This window comes from Chitinophaga lutea (assembly GCF_003813775.1).
Classification (GTDB): domain Bacteria; phylum Bacteroidota; class Bacteroidia; order Chitinophagales; family Chitinophagaceae; genus Chitinophaga; species Chitinophaga lutea.
On sequence record NZ_RPDH01000002.1, the window covers coordinates 144890 to 160609 of the forward strand.

Annotated in this window: 1 protein-coding gene; it reads right to left on the reverse strand. The window is 59.5% G+C overall.

The window, feature by feature from the left end; all coding sequences use genetic code 11:
• On the reverse strand, positions 1–15666 hold the full coding sequence (locus EGT74_RS12850; RefSeq protein WP_123846994.1) for a gliding motility-associated C-terminal domain-containing protein: 15666 nt from the start codon (positions 15664–15666) through the stop codon (positions 1–3).
• Positions 15667–15720: the final 54 nt, after the last annotated feature.

Consider the following 15720-nt stretch of genomic DNA (forward strand, 5'->3'; position numbering starts at 1 on the left):
TTACCTCACTACAGTTACATCTCCTTTGATGATGAAGCTCGGTCCGTTATTCGTTTTCTTGTAAGACAGCCACCATACGAAGGTACCCACATCCACGGGCTGGCCTTTGTACGTGCCGTCCCATCCTTCGTACATGTCTTTGCTGAAGTACACCAGCTCGCCCCAGCGGTTGAAGATGCGCAGCTCGTAGTCGTACATCGGGCCTCTTACGATCGGGCGGAAGAGGTCGTTCTTGCCGTCGCCGTTCGGTGAGAAGGCGTTGGGTACTTCCGGTTTGCTGTCGCACTCACGCACGCTGATGGTGATCTCGTCCGTTGAGCTGCCGCAGTCGTTGTAGGCCGTTACGCTGTAGGTGCCCGGTTCTCTCACTTCGATGTAGGAAGTGGTGGCGCCGTTGCTCCATCTGTACGAGGTGGCGTTTTCTGCTTTCGCTTTCAGGATGTAGCGGATGCCTTTACAGATCGTGGTGTCGTTGCCCAGGGTCACGCTAGGCGGCCCGGCCACTTTCACACGGATGCTGTCTGACTTGTACCGGTCGCAATACTTGTCGAGTATGCCCAGTACGTAGGTGCCGCTTTCGGTGAAGGCTTTCACCGGGTTCACATCACCGTCATTCCAGCGGTAGGAGGCCGCGTCGGGGTGGCGTGCGTCAACCAGGATGCTGCCGCCCGGGCAAATGATGCGGTCGGGGCCCAGTTCGAACCGGATATCCGGGCGCTGGGTCACTCTCACCTGTTCTTTCACCACGCAATTATCCCTGTACACGGACACCGAGTAGTTGCCGGCCCTGCTCACCACGATGGAGTTGCCGGTTTCGCCGTTGCCCCACTGTATGCGGCCTGCGTTGGTGTTCACGGTCAGGGTCACAGACTGGCCCGGACAAATCGAGGTATCCCTGCTGAGCGTGATATCCGGCGGCGGGTTCACGGTCACGTTGATGGTATCGATCGTGATACAGCCGTTCTTCATTACGCGCACCCAGAACGTTTCCTGTGTGCTGACGTTGATCGCCGGGGTAGTGGCGCCGGTGCTCCAGAGGTAGGCAGCGCCAGCTACGGTTGCATCCAGTTTCGCGCTCTGGCCGCGGCAGATCGTCATATCCGGGAGGTTCACGAGCGGCATCGGGATGACGCCTACTTTGATCTCGTCGGTGGCGGTACACATGCCGTTGCTCACGGTTACGCTGTAAGTGCCGGCCTGCGTTACGCGGATGCGCTGGGTGGTTTCGCCGGTTGACCATTTGATGGTGTACCCGAAGTTGGCCGGCCCGGCATCCAGTACCATACCGTTGCCGCCGCAGAGGCTGGTATCCTTACCCAGGTTCACTACCGGCATCTGCAGGTAATTGAGGTTGTAGGTAACCGGTTCCGATGCGCAACCCGTGATGCCGTCGCGTACGATAAAGGTAGCGGTGGTGGCGCCATTCAGGTTGAAGCGCGGGTTCGATGAGGTGACAGGTACCTGTACCGCGTTGGCAGGCGTTACGCTCACCAAGGTATAAGTAGGCCTGTTCACGACGCCTCTTGTTTTCAGTTCGATGAACGGATTGCTGGAGCAATTCACCGCGGCGCCGGGCACCAGCTCAGGTTTCGGACAGGGCAGCACGATGATGCGCTGTGTTACGTCGTTGGCCGTATTGCCGCAGGCATCCGTCACTTTCCACCTGCGTGTGATCACATAACCGTTGCACAGGTCTTTCACATACGGGTCGATGGTGTATTTCACACGTTTCGGGAAGCTGATGTCGCAGTTGTCGGTAGCATCCAGTTCGATCATAGCGGTCGGAACCGGCGCACCGCAATTGATGGTGATATCTGCCGGCGGAGCCGCAATCACCGGTCTGGTGGTGTCGATCACCGTGATCACCTGGCGGATGACTGCTGCGTTGCCGCACTTGTCCGTCGCCGTCCAGATATTGATCAGGCGGTAATTGTTCACGCAGGCGCCGGGGATGGCTTCGCGTTTCACTTCATGTTTCACGGTCACGTTGTTCTCACGGTCGCAATTGTCGATGGCTCTCATGGCAACAGGAGCGGGGATGGCTTTACATTCTACCGTGATGTCTGCCGGCGCCGGAGTGGTGAATACCGGTGCGGTATTGTCTGTCACGGTGATGATCTGCCTGGCCACGGCGGTGTTGCCGCACTCGTCCTTCGCCGTCCAGATGCGCTCGAGCCTGTAGTTGTTCGGGCACGTAGCGGAGAGGAAGGTTTTGATCTGCCTGAAGTCGATCGTTACATTGTTCATGGAACAGTTGTCCGTTGCGGTCATCACAGGTGCTGCCGGTACCGCATCGCACTGGGCGGTGATGTCTGTCGGCGGTACGGTTGTGAATACCGGGGCTGTTTTATCCTGTACGGTGATCACCTGCTGAACGGTGGTGCTGTTACCACATTCGTCGGTGGCCGTCCAGGTGCGGATGAGGCGGTAATTGTTCGCGCAGGCGCCGGCAATCGTTTCTCTTGTTTCGTTTTTCACGATCCGGATGCTGTTCGCTGCGGAGCAGTTATCGGTGGCCATCAGGTCCGGCTGTGCCGGTATGGCGCTACATTCCGCGGTTACGTTGGCCGGTGCGGCGGTGGTGAATACCGGTTTGGTATTGTCTACCACGGTGAGCACCTGCTCGATGGTTTTGCTGTTGCCGCACTGGTCGGTGGCCGTCCAGGTACGGATGAGGCGGTAGTTGTTCGCGCAGGCGCCGGGGATGTTCTCGCGGCGTTCTGCTTTCACAACGGTCACGTTATTGCCGCTGCAATTGTCGGTGGCCATCACATCCGGCTGTGCGGGGATGCTGCTGCATTCAACGGTTGCGTTGGCGGGTGCTGCCGTGAGGAACGTGGGCGCGGTGCGGTCCACTACCGTGAGCACCTGTTGTACGGTGGTGCTGTTGCCACACTGGTCGGTAGCCGTCCAGGTACGGATGAGGCGGTAGTTGTTCACACAGGCGCCCGGTATGTCTTCGCGGCGCTCGTTTTTCACGACGGTCACCAGGTTCGACGGGGTGCAGTTGTCGGTTACGCTCAGGTTCGGCTGCGCCGGGATGGCGGAGCATTCTACCGTTGCGTCGGCCGGTGTGCTGCCGGTGAAGGTCGGCCTGGTATTGTCTACCACCGTGATCACCTGTTCAACCACCGTTTTGTTGCCGCATTCGTCGGTAGCCGTCCAGCTGCGGCGGAGACGGTAGTTGTTCACGCAGGCGCCGGGGATGGTTTCTTTCACTTCGTTCCTCACAATGGTCACCAGGTTGGTAGCGGAACAGTTGTCGGTCGCGGTCAGCATCGGCTGTGCGGGGATGGCGTTACATTCTACCGTTACGTCGGCCGGTACGGGCATCGTAAAGGTCGGCGCGGTATTATCCACCACCGTGATCACCTGGGTGAGGGTGGTGCTGTTGCCGCACTCGTCGGTAGCGGTCCAGGTGCGCACCAGGCGGTAGTTGTTCGCACAGGTGGCGCCGGGTATCTGTTCCCTGCGCTCTGCACGGTCGATTTTCACGTTGGCGGCAGCGGTACAATTGTCTGTAGCGTTCAGTACGGCCTGTGCCGGGATGGCGTTACATTCCACCGTTACGTCGGCCGGTACGGGGAGGGTGAATACCGGTGCGGTTTTGTCCTGCACGGTGATCACCTGTTTCAGTTCGGCCACGTTACCGCATTCGTCGGTAGCGGTCCAGGTGCGGATGAGGCGGTAGTTGTTCACGCACGCGCCGGGGATGTTCTCTCTCACTTCGTTCTTCGCGAGGCGGATGCTGTTCACGGCAGAGCAGTTATCGGTCGCCGCCAGGTCGGGCTGTGCGGGGATGGCGTTACATTCTACCGTTATATCGGCAGGGGCGGCGCTGGTGAATACGGGCGCAGTTCTGTCAACCACGGTAATCACCTGCATCGCGGTCGTAGCGTTACCGCACTCGTCTGTGGCGGTCCAGGTGCGCAACAGTTTATAGTTGTTGGCGCAGGCGCCGGGTATGTCGATGCGCTGTTCGTTGTAAGCGATGCGGATAGCGGTGGCGGCGCTGCAATTGTCGCTGGCTTCCACCACAGGGGCCGCAGGGATGTTGTTGCAATCCACCGTTGCATCGGCAGGGATGGTAGTGGTGAAGGCCGGCTTGGTATTGTCGGTCACCGTAATGGTCTGCGTCAGCACGGTTTCGTTGCCGCACTCATCGCGCGCCGTCCAGGTACGGATCAGCTGGTAGTTGTTGGCGCAGTTGCCGTTCACCCGCTGCTCGTTTTTGGAGATGCTGATGTTGCCGGTTGCAGAACAGTTGTCGGTGGCATCCAGATCGGGCTGTGCCGGCACCATATGACATTCCACCGTTACGTTCGCAGGGGCTGCCGTGGTGAACACAGGCGCTTTGGTGTCGCGAACGGTGATGGTCTGGGTGATGATGGTTTTGTTCTCACACTCGTCGGTAGCCGTCCAGGTGCGCACCAGCTGGTAATTGTTGGCGCAGGCGCCCGGCGCGTTCACGCGGTCTTCCTTGAATTCCACTTTCACCTTGTCTGCGGGACTGCACAGGTCGGTCGCTTTCATGTCGGCGGCTGCAGGAACAGCGTCGCATTCCACGGTCACGTCGGCCGGTGCGGCGGTGGTGAATACTGGCGGCGTGCGGTCTACCACGGTAATGGTCTGCGTGATGGTGAATGAATTTTTACATTCATCCATGGCGGTCCAGGTGCGTACCAGCAGGTAGTTGTTGGCGCAGGCGCCGGGGATCGGGTGACGGGTTTCGCCTTTCAGCACGGTTACTTTATCATCCGGGCTGCACGCGTCGGTGGCTTTCAGGTCTTCCTGTGCCGGGATGGCGCTGCACTCTACGGTGATGTTGGCCGGCGCGGGGGCAGTGAAGACAGGCGCTTTGGTATCGGTCACGGTGATTACCTGCGACATGGATACTTCATTGCCGCACTCGTCCTTCGCCGTCCAGGTACGGGTGAGTGTGTAATTATTGGCGCAGCTGCCGTTGGTACGGGTCTGCGATTTGTTGTAAGTGATCGTTGCGGCGTTGGTGCAATTATCGGTGGCGGTGATGTCGTCGAAGCTCGGGATGGCATCACATTCCACGGTTACATTGGCAGGAGCGGGGGCGTTGAATACAGGGGCTGTTTTATCCTGTACGGTCAGCGTCTGCGTGTGCTGGATGGTGTTGCCGCAAACGTCCGTCGCCGTCCACACCCTGATGATCTTATAATTGTTCGCGCAGGCGCCGGGGATGGCCTCGATGGTCTGGCCGGGCGTTACGCTGGCTGAAGAACAGTCGTCGCTCGCCGTCAGCACTTCCATGGCGGGGATATTGCTGCATTCCACGGTCGCGTCTGCGGGCAGGGTGCCGTTGAATACAGGCGCCCTGGTGTCTTTCACCTCGATGGTCTGCGACACGGTGGTGGTTTTGCCGCACTCGTCTTCGGCCGTCCACGTTCTGGTGATGGTGAGCCCGCAGGTGTTCGGAACGGTCACATCGGCGTGTGTTACATCGATGCGGAAGCCATCCGGGTGGCTGAAGGTCGGTGCATCGAACAGCGCCGTGTAGTCTTTACCGTTTTCACATTCAACGGTTTTGTCGTTGCCTTTGGTCACTACCACAGGAACGGCCACGGTTACCCTGATCTGTACCGCGTTGCTGGTGGACGTGCAGGGACCGGAGGTCACCACGCGCCTGAACCAGGTGGTCACGGAAATGGTGCCATGGTCGTAATGGATACCGGTAGCGGCCGGGATGTCGGTGAAGCCGGCAGTTGCACTGGTGGTGCTGAGCTGCCACTGGTACGTATAGGTACCGTTGCCTTCCGTGGGTGTGGAGCCGGTGAGGGCGGCCACATCCGCATCGGGACAAATCACCTGGTCTGCCGTGATGGTATTGTTATCAACAGGTTTCCTGTTGGTGAGCCTTACGTCGTCGGAAGTTGTAGCGCATGGGCCGTTGGTAACGGTCCAGGTCAGCACCACGGTTTCACCGGCGGGCAGGTTCACGGTGGCGTTGCGGTCGTTGACGTCGCTGATGGTAGCGCCGGCAGGCAGTGTGCCGCTCCATTTACCGGTACCTACCGCAGGGGCGGTGGCATTCAGGGTGAAGGTGGCGTTGTCGCACTGGTCCTGATCGGGGCCTGCTGCGGCGGCAGACGGTATTTCGAATACGTTCACCTGGATGGTGGCGCAGGCCGTATTGCCGCAGGGGCCGCTGGTTTCAGCTCTCACATAATAAGTGGTAGTGGTCGCAGGCGTTACATTGATGGATGCGCCGCGGCCCACTTCCGTACCGCCGTTGCAGCTGCCGGTGTACCATACCCATACTGCGCCGGTACCGAGGGTGCCGTTGACGGTGAGGGTAGTGGTTTCACCACGACAGATGTCGATCTCGTCGTCGGCCACCGTCGGGGTGGTAGACGGTACGTCGATGGTTACCGTGAACGGCTGGGTGCTTTCGCAGCCCACATCGTCGCGTAGGGTGAGGGTGAAGTTATAGGTGCCTGCCACTGTGTTGGCCGGGAGGCTGATCACCAGCGGGCTCGCCGTGAGTGTGGCGCCCGTGATGTTGGTGAAGCCTGCCATGGCGTTCGGGCCGGTGGCGGTCAGGTCGTATTTCGTAGAGGCGCCGGCGGTAGCGTTGTACACCACGCTGAAGGATGTGGCGGTGTTACAGATCGCCGCTACGTTGTTCACCGTGAATACCGGTGTTACCGATACGGTGATGGCGATGATGTTGCTGACGTCGGAGCATTGGCCGGAAGTCACCACTCTTCTGTAATAAGTGGTGGCAGCCAGTACGCCGGGCGCATAGTTGATGCCGGTGGCGGCCGCAATATTGGTGAAGTCGGCCGGATTGTTGGTCGGGCTGCTCTGCCACTGGTAAGTATACGTGCCGTTACCACCTGCGGGCGCGGCGCCGGTGAGGGCAGCGGGCGTCGTATTCGGGCAGATGGACTGCGGTGCGCTGATGATGTTGCTGGACAGGGCCACCAGGTTGGTGAGCGTTACCTGGTCGGTAGTAGCCGCGCAAGGTCCATTGGTTACCGTCCACGTAAGTGTAACGGTCTGGCCGGCCGGCAGGCTTACGGTCGCATTGCGGTCGTTCACGTCGCTGATGGTGGCGCCGGCGGGCAATGTGCCGCTCCATTTACCGGTACCGATAGCGGGAGCCGTGGCGTTCAGGGTGAAGGCCGCATCGTTACAATGTTCCTGGTCGGCGCCGGCTGCTGCTGCAGACGGGTGCTCGAACACGTTCACGGTAATGGTGGCGCAGGCTGTGTTGCCGCATGGGCCGGCAGTTTCCGCCTTCACGTAATAAGTGGTGGTAGCGGAAGGCGTTACGTTGATGGTAGCGCCGCGGCCGATTTCCACACCGCCGTTGCAACCACCGGTGTACCATACCCAAACCGCGCCGGTACCCAATGTACCGTTCACCCGGAGGGTGGTGGTTTCGCCCAGGCAGATGTTGAGCTGGTCGTCGTCCACCGTCGGGTTAGAAGACGGTGTTTCGATCACCACGGTGAAGTTGCCGGTGCTTTCGCAACCAACCGCATCACGAAGGGTGAGGCTGAAGTTATAGGTGCCTGCGGCAGTGTTGGCCGGGAGGCTGATAGACAGCGGGCTGGCCGTCAGTGTTGCGTTGGTGATGCTGGTGAAACCGGCCATCGCGTTCGGGCCAACGGCGGCCAGGTCGTATTTCACCGGTACGCCGGCTGTAACGTTGTACACCACATCGAATGTAGCGGCCGTGTTACAGATGGCGGCCACATCATTCACGGTGAATGCCGGTGTAACCGATACCGTGATGGTGATGATGTTGCCGGGTGCTGAGCATGCGCCGGAGGTCACTACTCTTCTGTAGTAAGTGGTGGCCGTCAGGTTGCCCGGAGCATAGTTGATGCCCGTAGAGCCCGCGATATCGGTAAAGGTGGCGGGATCATTGCTCGCGCTGCTCTGCCATTGGTAGGTATAAGTACCATTGCCGCCGGCGGGTGTGGTACCGGTGAGGCCGGCAGGCGCCGTATTCGGGCAGATCGCCTGATCTGCGCTGATGATGTTATTGGACAGGGCCACCAGGTTGGTGAGCGTTACCTGGTCGGTGGTCACCGCACAGGGGCCGTTGGAAACGGTCCAGGTGAGGGTGACGGTCTGACCGGCGGGCAGCGTCACGATCGCGTCGCGGAGATCCCAGCTGCTGATGGTAGCGCCGGCGGGTAGTGTGCCGCTCCATTTACCCGTACCAACCGCAGGGGCGGTCGCATTCAGGTTAAATACTTCGTCGTCGCAGTGTTCCTGGTCAGGGCCGGCTGCTGCTGCAGACGGCTGCTCGAACACGTTCACCGTGATCGTTACACAGGCTGTGTTGCCGCAGGGGCTGCTGCTTTCAGCTCTTACATAATAAGTGGTGGTAGCGGCGGGCGTTACATTGATGGTAGCGCCACGGCCCACTTCCACACCGCCGGTGCATCCGCCGGTGTACCATACCCATTGTGCGCCGGTACCCAATGTACCGTTCACTGTCAGGGTGGTGGTTTCGCCGCGACAGATATCGAATTCGTCGTCGGCCACCGTCGGCGGTGTAGACGGAGCATCGATGATCACGGTAAACGGCTGGGTGCTTTCACAACCCACCGCATCGCGGAGGGTAAGGGTGAAGTTATAGGTGCCTGCGGCAATGTTGGCGGGCAGGTTCACCGTCAGCGGGCTGGCGGTGAGGGCCGCATCGATGACATTGCTGAAGCCGGTGACGGTATTGGCGCCGGCCGCTTTCAGGTCGTATTCAACCGGTATGCCGGCTGTTACATTGTATACTACGTTGAAGGATGAAACGGTATTACAGATCGCCGCCACATTGTTCACCGTAAACACCGGTGTTACCGATACGGTGATGGCAATGATGTTGCTGACATCGGAGCATTGACCTGAGGTCACGACTCTCCTGTAATAAGTGGTGGCGGTCAGTGCGCCCGGTGCATAGTTGATGCCGGTAGCGCCTGCTATATCCGTGAAGCTGGCGGGTGCGCCGGTGGTGCTGCTCTGCCATTGGTATGCGTACGTGCCGTTACCACCCGCCGGTGTGGTACCGGAGAGGGCTGCCGGCGTTGTGTTCGGACAGATGGACTGTGCCGCGCTGATGGTGTTGTTGGACAGTGCTACCAGGTTGGTCAGCATTACTTGGTCTGTTGTAACGGCACAGGGACCGTTGGAAACCGTCCAGGTAAGCGTCACGCTCTGGCCGGCCGGCAGGTTCACGGTCGCATTACGATCGTTCACGTTGCTGATGGTAGCGCCGGCAGGCAGCGTACCGCTCCAGATGCCGGAGCCTACGGCAGGAGCAGTGGCGTTGAGGGTAAACACCGCGTTGTTGCAATGTTCCTGGTCGGCGCCTGCAACAGCGGCAGAAGGCAGTTCGAATACGTTCACGGTAACGGTCACACAGGTAGTGTTACCGCACGGACCGGTGCTTTCCGCTTTCACATAATAGGTAGTGGTCGCGGAAGGCGTTACGCTGATCGACGCGCCACGGCCCACTTCCACACCGCCGGTGCATCCGCCGGTATACCAAACCCATTGTGCGCCGGTACCGAGGGTGCCGTTCACGGTGAGGGTGGCGGAGGCGCCTTTACAGATGTCTATGGAGTTGCTGGCCACCGTCGGCGGGGTAGAAGGCACATCCACGATCACGGTGAACGGCTGGGTGCTTTCGCAACCGGTCGCGTCACGGAGGGTGAGCGTGAAGTTGTAAGTGCCCGCAGCCAAGCTGGCTGGCAGGTTAACGGTCAGCGGGCTGGCCGTCAGCATTGCGTTGGTGACGTTGGTGAAGCCCGGCATCACGTTCGCGCCGGAAGCCCTCAGGTCGTAGCGCGTAGGTGTGCCGGCGGTAACGTTGTATGATACGTTGAAGGATGAAACAGTGTTACAGATCGCGGCTACATTGTTCACGGTGAATACCGGCGTTACCGATACGGTGATGGCAATGATATTGCTCGGTGACGAACATGCGCCGGAAGTCACCACTCTTCTGTAATAAGTCGTAGCGCTCAAAGCACCGGGTGCGTAGACGGCATTGGTGGCGCCGCTGATGTCGGCGAACGTTGCCGGATCGTTGCTGGTGCTGCTTTGCCACTGGTAGGCGTAAGCGCCGTTACCGCCTGCGGGTGCAGTGCCGTTGAGGGCAACGGGGGCGGTATTCGGACAGATGGTTTGCGCTGCGCTGATGGTGTTGTTAGACAGGGCTACCAGGTTCCTGAGTGTTACCTGGTCGGTAGTCACCGCACAGGGGCCGTTGGAAACGGTCCAGGTGAGGGTCACGCTCTGGCCGGCCGGCAGGTTCACGGTCGCGTTGCGGTCGTTCACATTGCTGATGGTAGCGCCCGCAGGCAGCGTACCGCTCCACACGCCGACGCCTACCGCAGGGGCGGTCGCATTCAGGGTGAAGGTGGCAACATTACAGTGTTCCTGGTCGTCGCCGGCAACAGCGGCGGAAGGCAGTTCGAACACATTCACGGTAACGGTCACGCAGGTCGTATTACCGCAGGGGCCGGTGCTTTCCGCTTTTACGTAATAAACCGTGGTAGCGGAAGGCGTTACGCTGATGGATGCGCCACGGCCTACTTCCGTACCGCCCGTGCATCCGCCGGTGTACCATACCCATTGTGCGCCGGTACCAAGGGTACCATTCACGGTGAGGGTAGTGGATGCTCCTTTACAGATGTCCACGGAGCTGTTCGGAACAGTGGGGGTAGTGGACGGTACTTCCACGATTACCGTGAACGGCTGGGTGCTTTCGCAACCTACCGCATCACGGAGGGTAAGGGTGAAGTTATAGGTGCCTGCAGGCGTGTTGGCCGGCAGGTTGACGGTCAGCGGACTGGCGGGCAGTACGGCGTTGATGACGTTGGTGAAACCGGTCATCGCGTTGGGGCCCGTCGCTCTCAGGTCGTACCGGGTGGATGTGCCCGCGGTGGCGTTGTACACCACGTTAAACGACGTAACGGTGTTACAGATCGCCGCCACATTGTTCACCGTGAATACCGGCGTTACCGATACGGTGATGGCAATGATGTTGCTCGGTGCCGAGCACACGCCGGATGTGGCCACTCTCCTGTAGTAAGTTGTGGTAGTCAGCGCACCCGGCAGGTATGTAGCGCCTGTTGCGCCGCTGATGTCGGTGAAGGTTGCCGGATCGCTGCTGGTGCTGCTCTGCCACTGATAGGTGTAAGTGCCGTTGCCGCCTGTGGGTGCAGTGCCGGTGAGGGCTGCGGTGGGGGCGTTACCCGGACAAACAGACTGCGGTGCGCTGATGATATTGTTGGAAATCGGGTTCCTGTTAATGAGGGTTACCTGGTCGCCGTTGGTGGTACAGGTACCGTTGGTGATCGTCCAGGTGAGCGTCAGTGAATTACCGGCAGGCAACACCACGGTTGCGGCGGGATCATTCACGTTGCTGATGCTGGCGCCGGCGGGCAATGCACCGGTCCATGACCAGGTGCCGACAGCGGTCGCGAGGCTCGGTGTGGAACCGGCGAGCGTGAAGTTAGGCTGATTACAGTGGTCCTGATCCGGGCCTGCATCCGGTGCAGCCGGCATTTTATCTACCGTAATGGTGGCGGATGCACAATCGCTGTTTTTACACGCTCTGTTGCTTTCCGCCCGTACGGAGAAGGTGCTGGTTTCGGTGAGCGTGTATGTCAGCGAACCGCCGGTGCCCAGGCGCGTGCCGGTACCGCAGTCGCCGAGATACCAAACCCATTCGGCGTTGGAGCCGAGGTTACCGCCTTTGGCCGTCATCGTTACCTGCTGGCCTTCACACACCCTGCTGGGGTTGAATTCGATCCAGGCCGGAACAGACAGCGATTCGAGCGTTACGGTGAAATCCTGCTGCGTAGCGCAGCCGGTGGCGTTCCGCATCACGATGCGGAAGCTATAGGTGCCTGCCGGTGTGGTGGGCGGGTAGTTGATCGTTAAGGGGCTGGAGGGCAATACGCCGTCGATGATGTCTACAAAGCCCGGCAGTTTGGTATCCATCGCAATCAGGTCGTACCGCACAGGGTTGCCCGCGGATACGGTGTATTTCACTTCAAACTTGCCGGAAGCGTTACAGGCGTCGATGGGGCTTTCCATGGTGAAAGCAGGGTAGGCCACCGCGGTGATGGTCACTACGTTGCCCGGCGCCGAACACTGGCCGGAGGTCACCACTCTCCTGAAATACGTGGTTGTGTTGAGCGTGCCCGGCGTATAGTTAATGCCGGTTGCGCCCGCGATATCGGTGAAGCTGGCCGGCGTGCCGGTGGTGCTGCTTTGCCATTGATAGCTATAGGCGCCGTTACCGCCCGTGGGGGTGGAACCCGTCAGTTCTGCCGGGGCCGTGCCGGTACAAATGGATTGTGAGGCCGTAATGGTATTGTTAGCCAGCGGCAACAGGTTGGTGAGTACCACCTGGTCGGTGCTCACTGCACAGGGGCCGTTGGAAACGGTCCAGGTGAGGGTCACGGTCTGGCCGGCCGGCAGGGTCACGGTCGCATTGCGGTCGTTGACATTGCTGATGGTAGCACCCGCAGGCAGTGTACCGCTCCAGGCGCCGGTTCCCACGGTGGGGGCGGTGGCGGCCAGCACGAAGGAGGAAACGTTACAATGTTCCTGATCAGGGCCGGCAGCCGCTGTGGAAGGTTGCTCGAACACGTTCACCGTGATGGTGGCGCAGCTGGTATTGCCGCAGGGGCCTGCACTCACCGCTTTCACGTAGTAGGTGGTGGTAGTGGTGGGCGTTACGTTGATGGTAGCGCCGGTACCTACCTGCGTGCCGCCTGTGCAGCCGCCGGTGTACCAAATCCATTGCGCACCCGTGCCCAGTGTGCCGTTTACTTTCAGCTCAGCCGATTCGCCGCGGCAGATCTGCAGCGTGGCATTGTCTACCGTCGGTACCGTAGAAGGTGCGAGGATCGTGAGGTCGAAGGTGGTCACGGTTTCGCAGACACCTGAGCCCGCGGTTTTCCTGGCTTTGAGGCGGAAGGTATAAGTACCCGGTGTAGCGCCTGCATCGTACGGAATGGTGAAGCTGGTGCCGCTCACCGTGGCATTGATACGGTCGGTGAAACCGGAAAGCGGTGTGATGGCTTCCAGGTCGTACCGCGTGGGCAGGCCGGATTGTGTGAACGGTATGGTGAATACCATCGGAGTGCCGAGGCAACGGCTGGCGTTCGCCGCGGTCATCACCGGCGGCGGTAATACGGATAATGTCGCCAGCTGGGATCTCGTACCGCAGGCGGAGCCCGGGCGGGGAGAAACCGTCCAGCGGATGGACGCAGACGTGATGCCGTTCAGCAGTTTCACCGGTGCGGCGGGATTATTGATATCCGCCGGATCGATAAATACGTTCGTGCCGCCGGACACGATGGTCCATTTACCGGTCTGGCCCAATGCAGCGTTCGGCACGTTGGCGTTCATCACAAAGTCGGGCGAGCACTGCGTAATGCTGGGAGCGGTGGCTGTTACGTTCTGGTCGATGCGGAACACTTCTTCCGCCACGGCGGAACAGCTGGTGCCGTCTGCCGTGATCGTCAGCCTTACCCGCACGTCCGTATTGAACGGCATATTGGTGAGGGTGGGCTGGTTCGGATCGGAAGGGTTCGGCGTAATCGTAGCGCCGGCCGGGTCGCCAACGAAAGACCAGACAGCCGTATTGCCCGTCTGCACGGTGGTTTCCAGCGGGAAGTCCACACGCACGTCGGAACAGCGGATGGTGGGCGTGGTGGTGATGGTGGCCACCGGCGTTTTCGCCGAGGTCACATTGATATTGTCTTTCACCACGCAGGTACCGTTGGTCACTGTCACTTCATAATTCTGTGTGGTGTTGCCGGTAGCGGGGGAGGTGATATTGATCGTGCGCGTAGTGGCGCCGCCGGGCGCCCATACGATGGAGTAACCCGCGTTGGCCGCGCCGGCATCGAGTGTGATGGGCGTGTTTTCGCAGACTTTGATATCCGGGCCGAGGTCTACTATCGGTCGCGGATCTACGATAATCTGCGCCGTGGTGGTCCTGTAACATACGCGCGGTTTGCCGCTGGTGGGCTCAAAGCCGTAGGATGCCGAGCCTCTTACCGTATAGGTAGTGGTGGCGGCGGGCCTTACATATATTTCGTTGGCGGGTTGGGGGTTCGGCTCCGGCCATGGCACTACATCCGTGCCCAGGCCGATGAACTCGAACGTTTCATAACCGTCCTGCGTCGGCGTTCGCATGTAGTTGGCCGTCAGTTTGGTCATATCGCCCTGGCATATCCGTCCCGCGGCTACGAGTTTCGGCATTTCCAGGATGATGAGCGTCACGAAGTTGGAGGGCGTATAACATTGTTTGCCCGAAGCCTGGTTACCGTCTTCGATCACCATGCTTCTAAACAGCCATGTATTTTTTTCCAGCAGCGTACCGTCGAGGATTTGCAGGGTGGCGGTATTTGCGCCGGTATAGCCGGGGTCGGTCAGCAATATGGGCTGCCAGCCGTTGCCGTCGCCCTTGTCGATTTCCCAGGAGTACACCGGGTTGGTGAAATACCCCGCCGGTTTGATCACGGACGTAAGGCTCAAAGGTGCGCCGGGGCAAACCTGATTTTTGGTCACTTCTTCACCGTCAATATAAGTATAGATATCAGGGGCGCAGTATTTGAACTCGATGTCGTCTATCGCGATGTCGTTACCGCAACCACCGGGGTTGTTGTTGGCTATTTCCACCCAAACGGATTCTTCACCGCCAGCAAGCGCTACCGTACCGCCGAACTGTTGCCAGCCTGCCAGGCGGCGCTGTTCTGCCGTGAGGTCGGGCCGGGAGAGGTCCATCGACACGTCGTTTGTGTTGAACTGTTTGATGATGGCGTTGGTGGTGGCGTTCCTGATAATGAAGGTAACCCCGGCATACCGGTATTGATCGGCGCCATCGGGATGGTTCTGACAAACGTTATCCAATACCTCCCGTGAGTTTAGGTTAATAAACCAGGCGGAGAAGTTGTAGCGGGCGCCTGGGCATAGCCCGGTCACCTTTCTTTTATAGAATGTTTTCTTTTCGTGCGCGGAATTCGCGATCAGCATACCACCGCGACCGTTGGCGGTGTGGTCTTCCACATAATCCCATTCCGGACGGCCGCCGGCCTGGGAGTTCCAGAAGATGCTGTACCAGTTGTCCCCGAGCGCCTGGCTCTCATCGCCCTGGAAATTATACTCGATGGTGGCAACGGCGGGATCTACGAATCTGCGTTGTTCGTCACCAACGGGAAATTGTCCGAAAGTTTCGATGAAGTTGGTAGATGGCGTGAACTGTCCCTGGCAGACTTCCATGCGGCAGTCTTCCACGATGATGTCTTTGGTTATACTCCAGCTGTTGCTGCCTCTTAAAACCGTGGCGATCAAACGGTACGTTCCCACCGCTTTAAGATCTATCGTCAGAGATTGCTGTTTTGCCCCGATATACCTGAATATGGTCGGGTCCGAAGCGACGCCGGCCGCGTTGATGGTGACGGGGGTAGCAACACCCGGGATGGTAATCGACCAGGTCACGTCGTCCACATTTCCCTCATCCGACCGGAAGGCCCTGACGCTCGCATATGCGTCTAAACAGACCTTTTGGGGAGCCGTCATTACAGCGGAAACCTGGGCATTTGCACCCAGGGCGCATGATAATATAAATGTCAGTAGTAGTAAAAGTCTTCTCATTGTCGCAACAATTAGGTGAAACATTAGCCTTGCATGGGAACCATGAGGCGGCTT

Coding starts and splice junctions, on each gene's coding strand:
- EGT74_RS12850 (WP_123846994.1), bottom strand. CDS start 15,666: ATGAGAAGACTTTTACTACTACTGACATTTATATTATCATGCGCCCTG.